Consider the following 19,438-nt stretch of genomic DNA (forward strand, 5'->3'; position numbering starts at 1 on the left):
CCAAGGCAAATCCGGTTCGGCATGTTATAAGCCGCCCAACAAAAAAAGACCGGACAGGACATGAGCAGCAATCCCAAACTCGAGGATAATCTCCGCGCGGCAATTCTGGCCGAGCCCGACGTCGTTCTGGACGACAAGGACCTGATGCAAGCCCTTGTGGCCGCGAACGAACGCGCCCGGGGTGATAATGTGATCGATCTGCGCGGCATTGCCATGCAGCGGCTTGAGGCGCGGCTGGACCGGCTGGAAGATACCCACCGCTCGGTCATCGCGGCGGCCTATGAAAACCTTGCAGGCACCAATCAGGTTCACCGCGCGATTTTGCGCCTGCTGGAACCGGTCGAATTCGAGGATTTCCTGCGCGCCCTTGGAACCGATGTCGCAAATATCCTGCGGGTTGACCATATCACGCTGGTTCTGGAAACCACCGTGGTTCAGAACGATCCTGCCGTCGACAGGCTTGGAGGCGTTCTGACGATCGCAGAGCCCGGCTTTATCAATCAATACCTGACCAATGGGCGCGGCGGCCCTGTCCGCGACGTGACCTTGCGCGAAACTCATCAGCCGAACCGACGTGTTTTCGGCGCGCTGGCGGATCAGTTGCGCTCAGAAGCCTGCCTGAAACTGGACCTCGGTCCGGGTCGCCTGCCGGGCATGATCGTCATGGGGGCCCGCGATCCGCGGCATTTCACACCGCAACTCGGCACCGATCTTCTCACCTTCTTTTCCGGCGTATTCGAACGCTCGATGCGCCACTGGCTGTCGTGAACCTGATCTCACCCGCTTGCCGCGACGCGCTCCAGCACTGGCTGGACACTCTGGGCGCGCTGGCGGGGCGGTCCCAGAACACCCAGACCGCCTATCGCGGCGATGTCACCGAGTTTTTGTCTTTCATGACCCTTCATCACGGGGAACGACAAGGGTTGAAGGCGCTGGAACGGATCACCGTCTCGGACATGCGCGCCTGGATGGCAGATCAGCGCAGCGGAGATATCGGCGCGCGATCCCTTGCGCGCAAACTGTCCGCCGTCAAAAGCTTCTATCGTTGGCTGGCCGAGCGAGAGGGATTTGAACCCACCGCCGTTCTGTCGACCCGCGCGCCCAAATTCACCAAGAAACTGCCCCGCCCTCTGGCCGAAGACGCCGCGCTCGCCATGATTGACACGGTCGAGCTGCAATCTGTGTCCGACTGGGTCGCGGCCCGTGATGTTGCGGTTGTCACGCTGCTCTATGGATGCGGCCTGCGGATATCCGAGGCCTTGTCCCTGACCGGTGCAGACGCGCCCCTGCCCGAGACATTGCGCATTGTCGGGAAGGGCGACAAGGAACGGATCGTTCCGGTTCTTCCAGCTGCCCGAGACGCGGTTGACCGGTATCTTCAGCTTTGCCCCCACCCGCAAGCGAAGAACGCCGCCCTGTTCCGGGGTGCCCGTGGCGGTCCGCTGAACCCGCGCGCGATTCAGGGCGTCATGACCAAGGCACGAATGCAACTGGGGCTGCCTTCAACTGCCACGCCTCATGCCATGCGACACAGCTTTGCCACCCATCTGCTGTCCGCCGGAGGAGATCTGCGGGCCATTCAGGAACTGTTGGGGCACGCCTCATTGTCAACCACACAGACCTATACCGCCGTGGATACCGCACGGCTGATGGAGGTCTACAACCGTGCGCATCCAAAGGCGTGACCGACACATCGAACAGGAACCTCGGGCTTTTGGTTTGCATCTCTGGCGTGCATCGGTCATGACCCTAGCATGACACTCAGATTCAAAGCTCTTGCCGTACATCTCTTCACTGCCACTGGTGCTGTTTTCGCAATGCTGGCCATGCTGGCCGCCGTGGAAGAGAAATGGAGCCTCATGTACCTTTGGCTGGTTGTATCCTTCATTGTCGATGGCATCGACGGCCCGTTGGCGCGGCACTATCACGTCAAGAAAAACGCACCCGAGTTTGACGGCGTCTTGCTGGATCTGATCATCGATTATCTGACCTATGTGTTCATCCCAGCCTTTGCGCTGTTCAAATCCGGATTGATGGATGGATGGACCGGCTGGTTCGCAATCATCGTCATCACCTTTGCCAGCGCGATGTATTTCGCGGACACCCGGATGAAAACAAAGGACAATTCCTTTTCCGGCTTTCCCGGATGCTGGAACATGTTCGTTGTCGTGATCTTCGCACTGGAGCCCAATTTCTGGATCATCCTGCTGCTGGTCACGCTGCTGTCGCTTGCGATGTTTCTACCTTTGAAATTCGTTCACCCCGTGCGCACCGAGCGTTGGCGCAGTCTGACCTTGCCGGTCGCCCTTGCCTGGACGTTTTTTGCGGGCTGGGCCGCATGGGTCGATTTTCATCCCGAAAGCTGGGCCCACTGGGGTCTGGTCATCGCCAGCCTGTACCTGACATTTGCGGGTATCGCACAACAGGTTGTTCCGCAGCGCCGTACCTGACACGAGCGCTGCCGGACCGGATTTAAAGAACGTCCTGAACCTCAAATTCAGTACCGTTATGGGTAAAGACGTCGCCTGCTTGCAGGCCCGCCATGGCTAGGTAGATCGGGCTTTGTGTCGAGATCCCCATATATGTATCTCCACCCACCTCGAACCGGGTCGTCGAAACGCAGACGACAAAGCTGCGGTTGTTGAACCTGATCACCGATCCCGGCCTGACTGTATCTGTCAGACCAAAATCGGTATTCTCAATCACATCGATTTTGGCATGATGCGCATGAACAGGCGCGTCAAATGCAGCTGCCAGATCGGCATTTTCGCGCGATGCGGCTATGTCATCCTTGTCGTGGCCTTCCCGGTCATCCAGTTGGGCATCCTTCAGAAATGCGTCGTAATGGGCCTGCGCCGTTGCAAGCTCCTCTGCCTCAAGCGACATCAACCGGTCGATAATGGCCTTCTTCTGGGCTGCGCGATCTTTTTCGGTGCTCATTCAATGCGATCCTTCAAATTCAGCAACTGATATAAGTTGTGCTTCCCAGAACCGGATTGCAACCGAATTTCGAGGCTCAGATCAAAAGACCCGCCGCCCGCTCATGCCGTAGCAGTGCAACCTTTGTCTCGATCCCGCCGCACCCGGAAAACCCGCCCAGCCCATTGGCAGCCAGCACTCGGTGGCAGGGAATAATAACGGGGATCGGGTTTGCCCCGCAGGCCTGACCGACCGGTTGCGCCGGTTGCCCCAACGCCTTGGCGATATCCCCGTAGGTGCGCGTTTCCCCAAGGGGAATGGCATACATGAGATCACAGACCTGCCTTTGAAACTGCGATCCATGAATGCGGTAGGGCAGATCGAAGCGGTCAAGCCGTCCAGCGTCATAGGCCATCAACTGCGCCGCCGCCTCGCGCAGCAGAGCTGTTGGTTCGCCGTCGTCCTGACCGTCCCAGACCAGCCGCGTGAGGGCACCATCCGTTTCCTCGATCCCAAGTTTTCCGAACTGAGTATCAACTGCAATCATCGCCATGGGCTGACGGTTTCAGATCAATCCTCCAAGTTCAAGTGGCGAAGCCATGGGGCTGCGAGGCGCGCGGATTTTGCGAATTGCCGCAATCATGTTAGCCTAGCCGCATTGTCAAAAAGAGATTTGGAGCATGAGATGGGTCGCCATTTGATCCTGACGGTTCACGGAATTGGCGAACAAATACCCGGTGAGACCGTCGATCAGGTCGTCGGGGCCGCGACAACCTGGCTGGATGGCAATCCCGAACCCCCGATTGAGGTTCAGCGTGGGATGATAGAGCTGGCCGAAACAACCTTCGACGGCACGCCCCGAAGCGCAAAACTATTCCCGGTCAACCTGCGCAAGGTGACGAAACCGTCAGCACCGCAGGACGAGGCCATGTTTGCCGAGGTTTTCTGGGCCGACCGCTCACCCGCCCCGAAAGGAGCCATTAAGACAGCATTGGACCTGATCTGGGTTGTTCTTGCGCTGGGTTATCTGGCCATGGACAATGCCGAACAAACGCATAGCCGCGCGGATGTGGCCTCGGACCAAGTCAACGGCAGGAACACTTTGGCCGCGCGGCTGGTTCACCTTTTTACCTGGGTTTTCTTCGGCGCAGTTGCGACCCTGAATGCCTATCTTCTGATCGGTGCCATAGCCGTTATGGTTGATCGCGTTCCCGGGATCTTCTTTCAAAGCACGATCCTGCTGTTTTGGCTCTTGTTCACGCTTTACGCCGGAGGGGCCGCATACGGACTAAGGCGCAGCTTTGCAGCCCCGACTTATCTAAGACGCGTATTCTGGCGCGGCATTTTCGGGATAGGGTTTTTGCTGCTGATCTGCCTGATCATTGGTCCGCTTGGTCTGGAAATCCGAGCCTGCACACCCTTGCCGGACAGCCCGGTTTGCCCTTCGGCGCTGGAGCAGTTTGTAGCTTTTCAGGTCTACCTGCTCGCGTTTTTCTGGGCTTCTCTGATCTTCATGACAATCATTTTGTACGTGCTTTCTGCGACCAGCCTTGATGAAAAGGTTCAGGCAGACAATCTGAAAGAACACAGGCGGCTGTACCCCAGCATTTGTGCAGGCATGTTGGTGTTCTGGATGTTCTTCATTTCCGGGTTGTGGCTAATGCTGCGGGAAATGCTCGACACGGTTCCGGGGCTGTCGGATGGAAAACTGACCGGTCTTTTTGACAATTTCCTCAGTGACTCCATCGAAACACTCAGTGTTGCCTTCGCGGCAATTGTCCTGCTTGCGTTTGTCGGTGTTGGGCTGTTTGCCGGTCGCAGAAGGCTGAAGGCAAACCTGCATGTCCGCGACGGGCTGATCAGCCGCGCCATCCTCAATCGTTTTGCACAATGGGTTTTTTTGTTCGGTGCAATCGTACTGGCGATGGTCACTATCCGAGAAATCGCGTTGAGCCAGCACGTCGATCCCCTGTGTCAGATCGGAACGGACAATTGCAACCTGATTGGCCGGGTTCTGAACAAACTGGCAAGCAAACAGGGCGAGATTGGCCTGATCGTCCTGGGTGCAACAGCATTGATGTACCGCTTTTCCGATTTCGTCGCAGCAGGGCTGGGTGTGGCACGGGACATCGTCACCTATGCCATTCGCGACAAGTGTTTATTGACAGCGGACCTGAAAACGAGGCTGCGCAATTATCCGGATCGCAAGGCGATTGATGAACGATTTTATCGTGCGCTGCATTATGTGGTGGATATCTTTGCCGCGGACCACATCACGGTGATCTCACATTCACAAGGCACGGTGATTGCCACGCAAATGCTGGCTGATCCACGCGTGAAAAAGCTTATCAATGGGCGCACCCTGACGCTGATTACAATGGGCTGTCCTGTGACCCATATCTATCAGCGCTATTTTCCCGAGATGTTCACAGTCGTTCCCAAAAACCTGAACGCCGCATGGTTCAACATCTTCAGGCAGGATGACTTTGTAGGGACCGAGATTGAAGGCGGGCTGATTTCCGCAAACCGCAACATTCCGGTCGAGCCCGGTGGTCACACCGGATATTTCACGGATTATCAGGTTTGGAAGGCCCTGAAGGACTCAGCCATAGGCTTTGACCTGTTTAATCCGACACCGCAATCCGCGCAGACGTGAAACGAAAAACGCCCCCTCGAAGGATCGAGAGGGCGGTTTCAATCAGCTTAGCGCCTCATCGCAGCGTCGGCAAACTCCGACATGGGCGTGGCGGCCCACGTCAGGAAGGATTTTCCAACAGCGCTGACATTTCTCGCCTTCTGCTTTTTCGAACACGACGGCCACGCCTTCGATTTCGGGCACACGGAACGCCTCGGCAGGGGCCGGGTCGCCGGTCACGGTCAGGCCCGAGGTGATGCACATGTCGTCCACGTCGAACGTGGCCAGCAGATCGCGGGTATCGCCATCATCGACATGCACGATCGGGGCCGCTTCGAGGCTTGAGCCGATCACCTTGTCCTGGCGCTGGATTTCCAGCGCGGCAGTCACGGCCCGGCGCACTCGGCGCACCTTTGCCATGTTGGCCTCAAGCTCGGCATCGCGCCAATCCGCAGGCGTTTCCGGGAAGTCGACCAAGTGGACCGAGCTATCGTCGCCCGGAAAGCGCCCCAGCCAGACCTCTTCCATGGTGAAAACCAGAACCGGTGCCAGCCACGTGGTCAGGCGATGGAACAGGATATCCAACACCGTCCGCGCAGCACGACGGCGCGGCGTGTCGCCGTCACAATAAAGAGCATCCTTGCGAACGTCGAAATAGAAGGACGACAGATCAACCGTGGCAAAGGTAAAGACCGCACTGAATACGCCCTGGAAATCGAAAGACGCATAACCCTTGCGCACCTGCTCATCCAATTCCGCCAGCCGGCTGAGCACCCAGCGTTCCAGACGCGGCATATCTTCGGGCGCGACGCGATCGGCCTCGGTGAAATCCGCCAGCGAGCCCAGCATGAACCGCATAGTGTTGCGCAGACGGCGATAACTGTCGGCAGTGCCTTTCAGGATCTCCGGCCCGATCCGCTGATCGGCGGTATAGTCGGTCTGTGCCACCCACAGACGCAGGATATCGGCGCCGTACTGCTTGACGACCTCTTCCGGTACGATGGTGTTGCCCAGCGATTTGGACATCTTGTTGCCCTTGGCATCCAGCGTGAAACCATGTGTCACGACGTTGCGATAAGGCGCGCGGCCTTTGGTGCCGCAGGCCTGCAACATGGAAGAATGGAACCAACCACGGTGCTGGTCGGTGCCTTCCATGTAGACGTCGGCGATACCGTCCTCGGTCCCATCTTCGCGGTCGCGCAAAACAAAGGCGTGGGTCGAACCAGAATCGAACCACACATCCAGCACGTCAAACACCTGATCGTAGTCATCGGGGTTGGCGATGCCGTCGAGAATTTTCTCTTTGAACCCGTCGGTGTACCAGATATCGGCGCCGTCTTTCTCAAACGCCGCCTTGATGCGCGCGTTCAGGTCTGCGTTGCGCAGAAGGTAATCCGCGTCGGTGGGCAAGGCACCTTTCTTGGTGAAACAGGTCAGCGGCACGCCCCAGGCACGCTGGCGCGAGAGAACCCAGTCCGGGCGCGCTTCGATCATCGAATAGAGGCGATTGCGACCGGTCTGCGGCGTCCACTTCACCAACTCGTCGATCGAGCGCAGCGCACGTTCGCGGATGGTGTCCCCCATTTCACCCATGCCGTCATCCAGCTGGCGGTCAACGGATGCGAACCACTGCGGCGTGTTGCGATAGATGATCGGCGCCTTCGAGCGCCATGAATGCGGATAGCTGTGCTTGATCTTGCCGCGCGCCAGCAGCCCGCCAACTTCGGCCAGCTTGTCGATGACGGCCTTGTTCGCGTCACCCTCACCGCCTTTGCGGGACAGAATGTATTTGCCACCGAAAAATGGCAGGTCAGCGCGGAAGCTACCGTCATCCATCACGTTATAGGTGATGACCTGCTCCAACATACCCAGATCGCGGTACAGCTCGAATTCCTCCATACCGTGTGACGGCGCACAATGAACGAAACCGGTGCCTTCGGTATCGGTCACGAAGTCAGCCGCGCGGAAGTCGCGGATATCGTCCCATTCGCCATTGCCGCCTTCGGCCCCGGCCAGCGGGTGGGTCAGTTGGACGCCGTCCAGCTCATCTGAGCTTACGTCGCGGACACGGGTCCATTGATCGTCGTTCAGACGGGCGCGACCTAACACGTCGGCAGCCAGATTGTCTGCCAGCAGAAACTTGTCGCCAACAGCGGCCCAACATTCCTCGGGCGCACCGGTGACTTCGTAGAGACCGTAGGAGATGTCTTTGCCATAAACGACCGCCTTGTTCGACGGCATAGTCCAGGGAGTGGTGGTCCAGATTACGACGAACGCATCATCCAGATCACCCGCGTTCACGACCTTGAACTTCACCCAGATGGTAAAGCTTTCCTTGTCGTGATACTCGACCTCGGCCTCGGCCAGCGCTGTCTTCTCGATGGGCGACCACATCACGGGTTTCGAGCCCTGATAGAGCGTGCCGTTCATCAGGAACTTCATGAACTCGTCGGCGATCACGGCCTCGGCATGGAAGTCCATGGTGATGTAGGGATCAGGCCAGTTGCCGGTGATGCCCAGACGCTTGAACTCTTCGCGCTGGATGTCGATCCAGCCTTCGGCGAACTTGCGGCATTCCTGACGGAAGTCGACGATGTTCACCTCGTCCTTGTTCTTGCCCTTCTTGCGGTACTGTTCTTCGATCTTCCATTCGATCGGCAGGCCGTGGCAGTCCCAACCGGGCACGTAACGCGCGTCAAAGCCCATCATCTGATGAGAGCGCACGATCATGTCCTTGATCGTCTTGTTCAGTGCGTGGCCGATATGCAGGTGGCCATTCGCATAGGGGGGGCCGTCGTGCAGAGTAAAGGGTTTGCGCCCCGTTTTCTCGCGCAGGCGGTCATAGACACCGATGGTCTCCCACCGCTCCAGCCATGCGGGTTCGCGTGCAGGTAGGCCCGCGCGCATGGGAAAATCGGTTTTGGGCAGGTTCAGCGTGTCTTTATAGTCAGGCGTTTGGGTCGTGTCGGCGCACATTTTGAGCGTCCTTTGGATGATCTGGTCGTACTAGGATCGAAGCGGTCGGTGCGAGTTCTCAAACACCTTTGCCCGGCGTCTCAGAGGGTCAGAGCGCCGGGGATATAATTCGAATAATGATGGCCGTCCGGTCATACATGGCCGCGCTTATAAGACGCCTGCCTTCAATGGTCCAGAGGTTCCGGCCCATGCGGCGAATGGCGCAGCTTGGCCCAGCGATTCAACCATGCCAGACCGGCCAGCCCAAGCCCCAGCGCCAGCAGTGAGAACACGCGGATCAGCCCGCCCAGACCAGCAATATCGATCAGAAAGACCTTGGCCACAGCCAGCCCTATCACCACCAGCCCCGCCTTGCGCATCGCATCCGAACCACGTGCCAGAGATTGGTAGAACAGCGCCGCCCCGACCAGCAGCAGAACAAGGGTATATGTATAAAGCTCGGGCTGCGTGACGCCGTTGCCTTCAAACATGCCTGCTGCGCCCTGCCAGAAATGGCGGATGGTCAACCCGAACCACACGGCAACCAACGCACCCGCAATGGCATAGCTTGCCAGCCTGATCTGCTTTGGCATGTCCCTGATCCGCCATGCCGAGAATCCGATGGTCAGTGCAGGCACCAGATAGGCAAGGACAAGAGTGTTCAGAACCGGTGGGCCAAGCACCGGGTCGGCGTTGGGGTTCAGAAGCGGGTTTTGGTCGGTCAAAGCCAGGGTCAGTCGGAACACGCCATGACCGGCAAAGAACGCCGCCAACACGTACCGTGCATAATTCAGTTTGCCACCCAGCCCAAACCTCTGAACCTGAGCGAAGGCCAGCAGCAGCCAGATGACCGCCAGCAGGCCAAGACCCCAATGGCTGTTGTCGGCCCCGCCTTCTCCGAAACCTTCAAGCCACCGCAGTAGCAACAGGGACAGCAGGATGCCGCCCGTCGCCCATGCCGCGCTTTCCAGCAACAGTGCGGCAACCGGCCGCTGCAAGGGACGCAACAGCCACCAGCCAGCCACGAAACCCAACGTGGCCGCACCATAGACCATCGCCATTTCGGGCACCGGGGCCGCATTGGCCCAGTCCAGACCCGGGTCAAGCACCAAGCGCACCGTGACCGTAAAGACACCGGCCCAGATAAACCAACTCATCTGCGGCAAGGTGAACCTGCGATCCAAGGCTGCTGCTGCGACGATGCTGGCCACCAGCGCAATCGTCAGCGCGGCCGAGCTGAGCACGATGACGCAAGCAAAGACCAGACAAGACAACGCGGACAACGTGGCCAGAGCAGCCCGCATCCGGTCGTCGCCATCGGCGCGACCAAAACGCCCGGCCAGAACCACCATCAGAATTGCCAGGACAATCGCGTGCAGGGCCCAGGCGTACGCACCGATAACCGTGGCAGGACGCCAGCCCAATTCCAAAGCGATGGCCAGCGCCGGTGCAAGAATTACAGCGCCCCCGGCCCAGATTGCACGATACTGGTTTGCCCTGAATGACCGCCATGCCATCAAAATCGACATGAGCGCGCCCAAAGCAACCAGCGCGGTGGCTGCCATCGGAAAGTCGGCCTCGGGCGTCTCGGCATAGGTGTCGGTGAAACTGCGAAGAACTACTCCGTATTCCAGCCCGTGAGAGGCCACAAAAAACACAAGGCCCGCCGCAGGCAGGACGGTCAGATCCTGTAACGCAGGCGCATCCTTGGCGCACAAAAGCAGCGCCAGAAGCAGGACGGACAGCAGGCAGACACCCAACCAGAATTCAGCCGCTGAGTCTGCCCAATGCCAGGACAGGATCGCGGCACTGGCCGCAATAGCTCCCGCGGCGAGCCGAGTTGGAAACTCGGGCCACGGGCGGGTTCCGGGGTTGCGGATCACCTGAGACATCATGCGCCCTGCATGATCGGGCCAAACGCGCCGCACCGGAATGGCCGTCGCCAGAAGTGCGAGCACTGTTGTCGCGACCAGATATCCCGGTTCCGTATACGGAGCGCCACTGACCAAAAGCAGGTTTGCCGCATATATCCCGACCAACGTCAGAACCGAAATCCACGCCCAGCGCCGCACCGTGTCGATACCCAGCCCCAAAACGGCAACCAAAAGAAAATAGGCATAGAGCCACGATGGATCGTCAGATGCGCCTCCAACCAGAAAGGGTGCTGCAAAAGCTCCGATCAGTCCAACCGCAGCCAGCAGCGGGCCGTGGAACCACCCCAGAACAAGCCCAACAAGCGCGATGACAACCATTCCTGCCAAGGCCGTCTCGGCCCCGATCAGGCCATAAAGCTGCCGCGCAGACAGGATGGCGCCGAACAAGGTAACAAGGCCGGCCCCGGAAAAGACCGATGGCAAATAGGCAGTGGCCACCGCTTCGTCATCCCCGAACCTGCGGCGCAGAACCTCACCCCCGATAATCAAAACCGAGCCGAAGCCAAGCGCGGCAAAAACGCGGGCCGCCGGAGGTAACAATCCGTTCTCAACGCCATATTGCACGAGGAAAATACCGGCCAATGCCAGCGACAGTGCTGAGACCGCGTAAAACCAGTTCTCACGCAGCCACGCGCCCAGCGCGGCAAACCTGTCATGGCGAAATACAATTGCAGGCGTAGCGGCCTCGGTGTTTACATCTTCGGCACTTTCGTCTTCCTGCCGCTTTGGCGCGTCCCACGGCCCCGGGCTGTGAACCTGTTCCTCTGCCATAGGTTGCGGTGCAGGTGCATCCTGTTCCGGTTGCAGCGATGCAAGCGCATCGCCCGACACCAACGCATTGATCTGCGCTTCCAGTTGTTCGACCCGGCGACGCAATCGGGAATGTCCGACCAGAAGTGCAATCAATGTCACCGGGATGGCCAGAACAACCAGGCCAATAAGAACAAGCAGCGTTTCCAACCGAGTCTCTCCGATCCGTAATTTCGGCCAAGCTATCTTGTGCTGTCGGTCAGCAACAGTCAGGAAAGCCGTGACAAAGTCTAAAGTACCGAAATCGCCGGACGAGCGATCATCAGCCAAAGGATGGTCAAAACCGCCAGAAATGCCGGAACCCCGCAAGCAAACCAGAACCGAAACAAGCGGTAATACTCCGGTGGCAGTTGCGTTCCCTGCTCTGCCGCCGTTCGCGCGTGGTCCCGCAACCGGATTTGGACCCAAACCACCGGCAACCAGAACAGGCCCGTCAAAACATAAAGCACCAGAGACAACACAATCCATCCTTCGCCCAAATGCCACCCGATCTGCCAGGCAAGCAGCGCTCCGGTCACTGGTTGCAGGATGACAGCGGTCGTGGTGAACAGAAGGTCGGCAAGCACCACGATACCCGCCGTATGGGCGATGACGCGCGGGTCGTTTGTCCGGTGCGCCATCAGCATGAAAAAGGCGATCCCTGCCCCTGTTCCCAGCAGCACACATGCACCGATGACATGCAGCCATCGCAAGATCAGTTCAGGGTCCATCATCGGCTCTCAAACAAGGGCAACGCCACAAGCGACAGGATCATCGCGGGCAGGATTTTCACCAGCGGCCCCAGCGGGTCCAACCACAAGTCCGGCATCGTGACCGAAGCGGCAATCAGGTAGAATATGGCCACAGTCAACTGCGCCATACATGCCCGCGCCGCCCATCGGCGCCACAGGATGGCCAGACCAAGTGCTATGTCGATCAGGGACCAGAACACAACGCTGGTCACCGCCAAGGCGGATGACCACCCCGCTTCGACCAGCATACCAGAAGCCGTAGACAAACCCGCCAGCCCAAACAGGCCCGACAGCAACCAGAACAGGCTGAGTGTTGCAACGATCAGCGGCATCAACAGCGTCATCCGCGCGGTCAACCGATGCTCGCGCGCGCAAGGCAGCATGGCATAAACCTCAGGCAAGGCGGCATTTCCGCGCCCGGCCGCTGCACGATAGGGGCCAGGGTCGCCGATCACGCCATCCGCCATGACCGTCATCGCCGTGCTGCGCAGCGGAGACCGCCAACCCAACAGGGCCAGACAATCCGCCATGGCCGCAACGGCTTTTGTCAGGACAGGCGGCAGGACCAGATGGAAGCGCGCAGCGGGAAACCCCAGCCACTGCCGCGTGCAGCGCACCACGTCCGACAAACTATGCGGGGTATCCTCGACCAGATCGTAATTACCCTGCGGCAGACGACCGGCAACGGCAGCAATCACGACGTCACACAGATCGGGCATCCCGATGCATTGAACGGGTGTATCGGGGTAAGCCAGCGGTTGAATAAAAGGAACAGACGCCAGCATTCGAAGCAACGCCGTTCCCCCATAATCCGTTTGCCCGATAACAAGCCCTGGCTTTAGAATCCAAAGTGTTACGCCCGATGCGCGCAAAGCGGCATCTCCGCGTGCCTTGCTGCACAGGAAATGCGTGCTGGCGTCCGGCTCTGCTCCGATGGCCGAAATCTGAACAATGCTTATGCCACCTTCCGCGCAGGCCCCTGCAAGGGCTGCGACCGCCATATGGTGCACCGCTTCAAGGTTGTCCTGCGCGTTATCCTGCAAAGCCCCTGCGCAATTCACCACGACATCGACGTCGGCCAGCAGGTCCTGCCAATCGTCCTTGTGCAACAGATCGCGCATATCGCCCTGTTTCAGCAAAACCCCCGGCAGGACCTTTGCCCCTTGAGCAAGATTGCGCCCCATGCCCTGAACCGTGGCACCTGCGGCCGACAATGCCCGCGTGACGGCGGTGCCGATGAACCCATAAGCACCCAGAACCAATACGTTCTTTCCAGAAAGCTCGTGATCTGCCATCGTCCTTTGCACCTGTTTTGCGCCACTCTACCTATCCGGGAAGTTTTGACCAGTCGCGACTACCGTGCTGCGACATTTATGGATGGAACAGAGACCCGACGAGATACGCGATCAGTGCCGCCAGACCACCGATCAACAGCGTTTCGATACCTGACCGCCACCAGGGCGCCAACGACCACCGGCTTTTGAACGCACCAATCGCAAAGAAGACCCCCATCGTCATCCAGACCGACATCTCAAAAGCGCTCTCCACCGACGCCAAAAACGGCAACAGCGGGATCATTCCGGCCACAAGGAACGCGAAAAACGTGGCCAACGCGGCTTTCATCGGATGTGGGTCGACACTGCCCAGCCCATATTCACCCTCGATCATCAGGTTGACCCAATGTTCGTGGCTCGACGTGATCGCGGCGGTGGCTTCGTTCAGAATTTCCCCTGACAACCCTTTTTGCGACAGAATTTCACGGACCTCCTCACGTTCGCCGTCGGGGTAGAGTGCGATGTGGCGTTCCTCGATCACCCGAATGCGCCGGATATTGTCCAGTTCGGCCTTGGTGCCCGAGTAATTCCCGGCAGCCATTGAAAACCCGTCCGCCAGAACGTTTGCCAATCCAAGTGCCACGATAACAAACGGGGAAAGACCCGCCCCCGCGACACCGGCGACAATGGCAAACGTAGTGACGGAACCGTCAATGCCGCCATACACAACGTCTCGCAACACGCCACGCCCGGGCGGAGCATTGATCCGGTCGGCGATTTCCTGCGGACTGTGACCGTGATCCGTCATGGCTAGCTCCTTTTTCACAGGCAGAGTGCCGAAGGGAGTGTTCTGACGCTTTGCTCTGGATCAACCCTTGGAGAATAGACCCTGCAAGGCTCGCTTGATGATGCCCCGCGTGGAGGGTTTGTGGCGTTTTGAGAATGGTAACGGGCGGCAGACTTCCATCGCGGCCACGCCCACTCGGGCGCTGAGCGCACCGTTGACCAGACCTTCTCCGAACCGTCGGGACAATTTGCTGAGAACGGATCCGCCAAGAACAGGTTCCAGCAGATCGTCACCAACGGCCACCGCCCCAGTTGCGACCAGATGCACAAAGACGGCACGCGTCAGACGCCAGCTTCCCAACGTGCCAGCCCGCCCTCCGTAGATTTCCGCAATGCGACGGATCATCCGCAGGGACGCAGCCAGTGCCGTTACAACATCCGCCAGTGCCAGAGGGACCAGAGCGGTCACGGTGGCAACCTGCCGTGCCGCGGCCTCAACCTCACGGCTGGCGGCGGCGTCGAGCGGGGCCAACAGCTCATCCTCGGCAAGGACTATAAGCGCCTCGGCATCGAACTGTTCTCCCATACGCTCGGACAACCGCTCGCGACCCCAGCGGGTATCCTCGCGCCCTTTGTAGAATGCAATGATGCGATGTGTGACAGCACGTGCCTGAGCCAGGTCTTCATCAGCCAATGCAATATCCGCTGCACGGCGCATCCCATCAACACGGGACAACCGCCCCAAAGCCGCGAGCTCGCGCAGCGCGATGATCACCACCACCAGAACCAATGCAGCCAACAATCCGGCAACGATCCAACCCAAAACGGGCGTCCGCGCCACCAGAGAGGTTGCAAAATCCCAGGCGGCCACCGATATGGCCGCCCCGACTACGGAAAGCGCAAGCCCCCAGAACCAGCGCGCAAGGACTGAGGGTTTGCTGGCCGCCAGTCGGGCCGCGCTTTGCATCGCCTGCCCCTGAGGCGGCACAATATCCGGCACCGGTTTTGCCTGCGCGACATCAGCAGCGGGTTCATCATCGTCAAGATCGATCAAAACCGGACCTTTAGCCATTTGTCGTATCCCTGCTGTGCCAGACAAACCTTATGTCCGGCAGGTTTTCATCGTTTTCTGCCCCATCGCTGCGCGCCACCTCGGCAAAGCCGTTTCGCTCATAGAACCGACAGGCGCGGGAATTATCCTGAAACGAGTACAAGCCCAGCCGCCGCTGGCTTGCTTTCGCGTGATCCAGCAATTGCTGACCGATCCCCTGCCCCCGAGCTTGTGCATCCAGATAAAGTGAATGGATTTCACCCCCATTCAGAGAAATAAACCCGACCACGCCTGTCTCGGCCTCGGCCACAGTGACCCAGTCCTGATCAATCATCCGGCCGCAAAAGGCGATGGTTTCAGCACAGCTGTGCAATTTGGGCATCCAGTCGTTTTCCAAAGCGAAGCCGTGCAAGATCATACCGATTGTACCGGCATCCGTGGTGCGTGCGGGGCGCAGTGTCGCGATCACAATCTGTCTCCGATCAGGAACTGCGCCGCACGATCCAGTCGAATATGCGGGGGGCCGTCACCAGGTTTCAGGGTTAGTTTTGCAGGCGCAAAGGCCATGAACCCATAATCTTCGTTCAACCAGCTCTCCGCCCCATTTCGCGCCGGACCCAACAGATGCGCCGGATCCTCGGGCAATTCTCCGGGATAAAAAGCAGCCTGTTTGCCGCTGTCCAACAAAGTGCCACGCACGCATGGCAGATCGGTTCCGTCATGGCTGCGTATCTCTTCGGTCGTTGCACGCAGCGAGGCCAGAGACAGGGCCGCAGTCCGGGCCCCGGCGAAATTCGCACGATCGCGTGCCTCGCGCGTCAAAGCTTCGATAATCGCGGTCAGGCGGGGATGCTGAGTGTGGTGCAGGTGGTCCGCTTTTGTCGCTGCAAACAGGATGCGCTCGACCTTTTTGCCCAACAAAAGCTGGCTCAGCCATGCGTTCCGTCCCGGACGAAAAGCCGACAGGATATCGGCCATCGCGCGGCGCATATCTTCAACGGCCTGAGGACCTTTGTGAATTGCGCCCAGCGCGTCAACCAGAACCACCTGCCGGTCAATCCGCGAGAAGTGATCCCGAAAAAACGGTTTCACGACCTGAGATTTATAAGCGTCGAACCGCCGTTCCATCTCGCGCTGAAGGGTCCTGCGCCGCGACGGGCCAGTGATTGCCAACGGTGCAAAGGTCAGAACCGGAGATCCCGCCAGATCACCCGGCAACAGGAACCGACCGGGAGTACAGTCATAAAACCCGGCATCGCGCGCTGCGTTGAGATAGGCGGTGAACGACGCGGCCAGAGCTTGTGCGGCAGGTTCGTCGTGCCCTACCGACGGGTCTGTATCTTGGACCAGCGCCAGATACGCGGCAGCCTCGGCGCGGGTCTTAATCCGTGCCAGTGTTTCCTGAGACCAGTCTGCGTAAGACTTGTCCAGCAAGGCCAGGTCCAGCAGCCATTCACCGGGGTAGTCGACAATATCCAGATGGACCGTGCGCGGCCCCTGCAGCCCGGCAAGCAGCCCGGCGGGACGGGCTTTGAAGGACAAGCGCAATTCAGATACCGCGCGCGTGCTGTCTGGCCAGTGCGGTGTCGGTCCCGTCAGGGCGGACAGGTGCGATTCATAATCAAACCGGGGCACAGTGTCATCCGGTTGGGGTTGCAGAAAGGCGGCATTGATTCGCCCCTCCTGCTGCGCAACCAGCCCGGTCATACGGCCCCGATCCAGCAGATTGGCAACCAACGAAGTGATGAATACTGTTTTACCGGACCGCGCCAGCCCGGTGACACCCAAACGGATGACCGGCTCGAAAAATGTCTCGGACACGCTGTCGCCGATACTTTCGACGCCACGTGCAAGACTGTCTGCCAGTGAAGAGATCACCAATCCGCCGCCCCGCAATTTTCCTTTTACCCAAGATAGGTAGCGGTCGCGGCACATACCAGCGCTTTCGCCCCCTTGCCCGATCCTGCGCTGCGCTGTACCAGCGGCACATGCCCAGATATGCGTTGAAAGTTGAATACCAGGGGGAACCGTTTGCCGGATGGCAGCGGCAAAAGGATCAACCATCTGTACAAGGCGCCATCGAACAGGCCCTGTCCCGTATTCAGCCGGGCGACCACACAATTGCCGCAGCGGGGCGCACGGACGCCGGTGTTCACGCCCTGGGGCAGGTTGCCCACTGCGACATGGCAAAGGAATGGGACCCGTTCCGCCTGTCTGAGGCGCTGAACTATCACCTCAAGCCACTCCCAGTGGCCATCGTAAAGGCCGCCCCCGTGACCGAGGATTGGCACGCGCGGTTTTCAGCGGTTGAACGGCAATATCTGTTCCGCATCCTGATGCGCCGGGCGCCCGCAACCCACGACCGGGGACAGGTCTGGCAGATTAGCCACCTTCTGGATGTCGACGCCATGCAGGAAGGGGCAAACATGCTGCTGGGCCGGCATGATTTCACCACGTTCAGGTCGTCGATCTGCCAGGCGGCCAGCCCGGTCAAAACCCTGGATGAACTGCGCGTTGAACGGGTCGCAGGCTTTTCCGGCCCCGAGGTTCATTTCCACGTGCGCGCCCGGTCGTTCCTGCACAATCAGGTACGCAGTTTCGTCGGAACGTTGGAACGTGTGGGCGCCGGAGCGTGGACCCCGGAAGATGTGCGTGAGGCTTTAGAAGCCGCCGACCGCGCTGCCTGCGGGCCGGTATGTCCGCCGCACGGGCTGTATCTGGCGCGGGTCGGATATCCGGACCCGGTGTTCGACTGATCTAAACCGCGCGCAGAAGCAACCCGCCTGCAATCACCGCAATGACAAGTCCCGCCACCAGTTCGATGGAGGGTGCCAGAAACGACGCAAAGCGCGTGGCCGACGCCGAAGCCAGTAGCCCGCCGCGCAGACCAAAAGACGTCCACCCGACCAGCGTAGTCACAGTCGCCGTGCCAAGCGCCATGGCGAAAGCACCCGCGATCCCTACCATGGCGATGCCCATTTGCCACGTCAGGATCAGTACAAACAAGGCACCGGTACAAGGCCGCGCTGCTATGCCTGCGATCAGGATCAGGGCTTCGCGCAACGTGCCCACATTTGCGACCTCGTCCGCGGTTGGACCATGACGATGACCGCACTCCGCACAGGCTCCCTCATCATGATGGTGCCGATGGGTGTGATCGTTAGAGACATGCTTTTTTTGCTGTCGTGCGAAATTGCGCACAGCCCGTACAACCAGCCAAAGCCCAATCAACGCAATGGCCCCGTAGCTGATCGGAGCCATCACCTGTTCGGTCGTCCCAACTAGGCTTTCGCGGGACATCTGAAAGACCAGTACCCCCGCGTAGACCAGCACAACCGCCGTCACCGCCTGACCAAGGCTGGACAATACACTGATCGCCGACAACCGCCAGAAGGCGACACGCCGACCCAAACCGTAGCCGCCGATCAAAACCTTCCCGTGGCCCGGACCCACAGCATGAAAGAACCCATAGGCGAAACAGACAGTCAGAAGCGTGGCCACCGCCTGAGGCTGTTCCGCGCGCGCTGAACGCAAGGACCGCGCGATCTGGTTCTGAAAGTCACGCTGCTCTCCGGCTGCCCAACCTGCCAGACTGTCAAACCCACCACTGCCCCAGAACCAAAGCAGCAAACCAAAGGCCAGAGCGACCGGAACAATCAGGAAACGGGACATGAAATGAGGATCTCGGTCGCAAAGCTCTCACCAACCAAGGGAATATCGTTTTCCTCCAGGTCGTAATCCGCGTCCAGTGTCAACAGAAACGCCTGCATCTGTGCAAGCTGCCCGTCTATGTCAGGGTCGTTACGATCCACCCGGCATAAAGCCGGGCCCGTCACGGTTACAGGGCGCGTAATCTCGTAGGCCGTATAGAAGGACTCATCAAATGCCTTGGCGGAAAGCCCTATGGCAGGTATCGCGTCGCCTTCGACCGCGCGCATATGGGTGGTCACGACCCGCCCATCTTCCGTTGTCGCACTGGGCTCCATTGGACCGGACAGTGCAACCAGCGCTCCGTCTTTGGTGAGCACGAAGTCGCCGTTATACCCCTCGACCCATTGCATATCGAACCCGCTCAGACGTTCTTCTTCGCTTTTCGTCAAAATGCCGTCAGCATCCTGATCCAAATTCATGTCTTCCAGAACAAGCAGAGAGTAGAATTCGTCATATGCCCAAGTCACCCGGATATGGGTCAGGTGACCGGCCTCATCCACGATGAATTCCAGCCCGGTGTCGATAAAGACATGCGGGTGGGATAGTGCCGGGATCGGCAGGCAACAGGTCATGACAGTGAACAGCCAGCGCATATGCGCAATATAGGTCTGAAGGGACACGGCGACAACGGC

Annotated in this window: 17 protein-coding genes; 5 read left to right on the top strand and 12 right to left on the bottom strand. The window is 59.2% G+C overall.

The genetic code is table 11. From position 1 onward, the window contains the following. Positions 1 to 60: 60 nt before the first annotated feature. From ACR0D9_RS09630 to ACR0D9_RS09640, 3 genes are all read left to right on the top strand, one after another. Complete coding sequence (locus ACR0D9_RS09630; protein WP_209505485.1) at positions 61 to 768, top strand: DUF484 family protein; 708 nt, start codon at positions 61 to 63, stop codon at positions 766 to 768. After that, positions 765 to 1,685 carry a tyrosine recombinase XerC gene (locus ACR0D9_RS09635; protein WP_480538585.1) on the top strand — a complete coding sequence of 307 codons (921 nt, stop codon included), beginning with the start codon at positions 765 to 767 and terminating at the stop codon, positions 1,683 to 1,685. The genes ACR0D9_RS09630 and ACR0D9_RS09635 overlap by 4 nt, the downstream gene beginning before the upstream one ends. A 69-nt stretch (positions 1,686 to 1,754) precedes the next feature. Continuing rightward, entirely contained in the window at positions 1,755 to 2,450 is a 696-nt protein-coding gene (locus ACR0D9_RS09640; RefSeq protein WP_480483981.1) for a CDP-alcohol phosphatidyltransferase family protein, read from the top strand. A 22-nt stretch (positions 2,451 to 2,472) separates the two neighbouring features. On the opposite strand, the gene ACR0D9_RS09645 is transcribed toward ACR0D9_RS09640, so the two are convergent. Together ACR0D9_RS09645 and ACR0D9_RS09650 are read right to left on the bottom strand one after the other, a co-directional pair. After that, a complete protein-coding gene (locus tag ACR0D9_RS09645; protein ID WP_267364127.1) occupies positions 2,473 to 2,940 on the bottom strand; it encodes a hypothetical protein in 468 nt (155 codons plus the stop codon). 76 nt (positions 2,941 to 3,016) lie between these two features. After that, positions 3,017 to 3,472 carry a methylated-DNA--[protein]-cysteine S-methyltransferase gene (locus ACR0D9_RS09650; RefSeq protein ID WP_480488210.1) on the bottom strand — a complete coding sequence of 152 codons (456 nt, stop codon included), beginning with the start codon at positions 3,470 to 3,472 and terminating at the stop codon, positions 3,017 to 3,019. 132 nt (positions 3,473 to 3,604) lie between these two features. On the opposite strand from ACR0D9_RS09650, the gene ACR0D9_RS09655 reads away from it, so the two are divergent. Continuing rightward, positions 3,605 to 5,575, top strand: a complete 1,971-nt coding sequence (locus tag ACR0D9_RS09655; protein ID WP_480488211.1) for a hypothetical protein — start codon at positions 3,605 to 3,607, stop codon at positions 5,573 to 5,575. A gap of 42 nt (positions 5,576 to 5,617) precedes the next feature. On the opposite strand, the gene ileS is transcribed toward ACR0D9_RS09655, so the two are convergent. From ileS to ACR0D9_RS09695, 8 genes are all read right to left on the bottom strand, one after another. Continuing rightward, entirely contained in the window at positions 5,618 to 8,530 is a 2,913-nt protein-coding gene (ileS, locus tag ACR0D9_RS09660; protein WP_480538587.1) for an isoleucine--tRNA ligase, read from the bottom strand. A 164-nt stretch (positions 8,531 to 8,694) separates the two neighbouring features. Beyond that, positions 8,695 to 11,403 carry a DUF2339 domain-containing protein gene (locus ACR0D9_RS09665; protein WP_480538588.1) on the bottom strand — a complete coding sequence of 903 codons (2,709 nt, stop codon included), beginning with the start codon at positions 11,401 to 11,403 and terminating at the stop codon, positions 8,695 to 8,697. Between the two features lie 80 nt (positions 11,404 to 11,483). Then, on the bottom strand, positions 11,484 to 11,963 hold the full coding sequence (locus tag ACR0D9_RS09670; RefSeq protein ID WP_480538873.1) for a DUF2269 family protein: 480 nt from the start codon (positions 11,961 to 11,963) through the stop codon (positions 11,484 to 11,486). After that, positions 11,963 to 13,279 (bottom strand): SDR family oxidoreductase, encoded by a 1,317-nt coding sequence (locus ACR0D9_RS09675; protein ID WP_480538590.1) that lies wholly within the window; start codon positions 13,277 to 13,279, stop codon positions 11,963 to 11,965. Before ACR0D9_RS09675 ends, ACR0D9_RS09670 begins: the two co-directional genes overlap by 1 nt. A gap of 76 nt (positions 13,280 to 13,355) precedes the next feature. Then, a complete protein-coding gene (locus tag ACR0D9_RS09680; protein WP_480538592.1) occupies positions 13,356 to 14,066 on the bottom strand; it encodes a VIT1/CCC1 transporter family protein in 711 nt (236 codons plus the stop codon). 60 nt (positions 14,067 to 14,126) lie between these two features. Further along, complete coding sequence (locus ACR0D9_RS09685) at positions 14,127 to 15,116, bottom strand: YcjF family protein (protein ID WP_480538594.1); 990 nt, start codon at positions 15,114 to 15,116, stop codon at positions 14,127 to 14,129. Beyond that, positions 15,109 to 15,564: an N-acetyltransferase family protein gene (locus ACR0D9_RS09690; protein ID WP_480538596.1), complete on the bottom strand. Its 456-nt coding sequence runs from the start codon at positions 15,562 to 15,564 to the stop codon at positions 15,109 to 15,111. The genes ACR0D9_RS09685 and ACR0D9_RS09690 overlap by 8 nt, the downstream gene beginning before the upstream one ends. After that, positions 15,561 to 16,976, bottom strand: coding sequence for a YcjX family GTP-binding protein (locus tag ACR0D9_RS09695; RefSeq protein ID WP_480538598.1), 1,416 nt, complete (start codon positions 16,974 to 16,976; stop codon positions 15,561 to 15,563). The genes ACR0D9_RS09690 and ACR0D9_RS09695 overlap by 4 nt, the downstream gene beginning before the upstream one ends. A 107-nt stretch (positions 16,977 to 17,083) precedes the next feature. Here ACR0D9_RS09695 and truA point away from each other — a divergent pair, with 107 nt between their 5' ends. Continuing rightward, entirely contained in the window at positions 17,084 to 17,851 is a 768-nt protein-coding gene (truA, locus tag ACR0D9_RS09700; RefSeq protein ID WP_480483990.1) for a tRNA pseudouridine(38-40) synthase TruA, read from the top strand. A 1-nt stretch (position 17,852) separates the two neighbouring features. Here truA and ACR0D9_RS09705 read toward each other — a convergent pair whose 3' ends face one another. Both ACR0D9_RS09705 and ACR0D9_RS09710 read right to left on the bottom strand, forming a co-directional pair. Further along, entirely contained in the window at positions 17,853 to 18,767 is a 915-nt protein-coding gene (locus tag ACR0D9_RS09705; RefSeq protein WP_480538600.1) for a nickel/cobalt transporter, read from the bottom strand. Beyond that, positions 18,752 to 19,426, bottom strand: a complete 675-nt coding sequence (locus tag ACR0D9_RS09710) for a DUF1007 family protein (RefSeq protein ID WP_480483992.1) — start codon at positions 19,424 to 19,426, stop codon at positions 18,752 to 18,754. The genes ACR0D9_RS09705 and ACR0D9_RS09710 overlap by 16 nt, the downstream gene beginning before the upstream one ends. Positions 19,427 to 19,438 lie beyond the last annotated feature (12 nt).

The organism is Ruegeria sp. AK11 (assembly GCF_056541095.1).

What these genes read in the sequence shown, in the direction of transcription:
- ACR0D9_RS09705 (WP_480538600.1), bottom strand. Translation starts at nt 18,767, where the DNA reads ATGTCCCGTTTCCTGATTGTTCCGGTCGCTCTGGCCTTTGGTTTGCTG.
- ACR0D9_RS09655 (WP_480488211.1), top strand. Translation starts at nt 3,605, where the DNA reads ATGGGTCGCCATTTGATCCTGACGGTTCACGGAATTGGCGAACAAATA.
- ileS (WP_480538587.1), bottom strand. Translation starts at nt 8,530, where the DNA reads ATGTGCGCCGACACGACCCAAACGCCTGACTATAAAGACACGCTGAAC.
- ACR0D9_RS09630 (WP_209505485.1), top strand. Translation starts at nt 61, where the DNA reads ATGAGCAGCAATCCCAAACTCGAGGATAATCTCCGCGCGGCAATTCTG.
- ACR0D9_RS09645 (WP_267364127.1), bottom strand. Translation starts at nt 2,940, where the DNA reads ATGAGCACCGAAAAAGATCGCGCAGCCCAGAAGAAGGCCATTATCGAC.
- truA (WP_480483990.1), top strand. Translation starts at nt 17,084, where the DNA reads ATGCCCAGATATGCGTTGAAAGTTGAATACCAGGGGGAACCGTTTGCC.
- ACR0D9_RS09685 (WP_480538594.1), bottom strand. Translation starts at nt 15,116, where the DNA reads ATGGCTAAAGGTCCGGTTTTGATCGATCTTGACGATGATGAACCCGCT.
- ACR0D9_RS09680 (WP_480538592.1), bottom strand. Translation starts at nt 14,066, where the DNA reads ATGACGGATCACGGTCACAGTCCGCAGGAAATCGCCGACCGGATCAAT.
- ACR0D9_RS09650 (WP_480488210.1), bottom strand. Translation starts at nt 3,472, where the DNA reads ATGGCGATGATTGCAGTTGATACTCAGTTCGGAAAACTTGGGATCGAG.
- ACR0D9_RS09670 (WP_480538873.1), bottom strand. Translation starts at nt 11,963, where the DNA reads ATGGACCCTGAACTGATCTTGCGATGGCTGCATGTCATCGGTGCATGT.
- ACR0D9_RS09640 (WP_480483981.1), top strand. Translation starts at nt 1,755, where the DNA reads ATGACACTCAGATTCAAAGCTCTTGCCGTACATCTCTTCACTGCCACT.
- ACR0D9_RS09675 (WP_480538590.1), bottom strand. Translation starts at nt 13,279, where the DNA reads ATGGCAGATCACGAGCTTTCTGGAAAGAACGTATTGGTTCTGGGTGCT.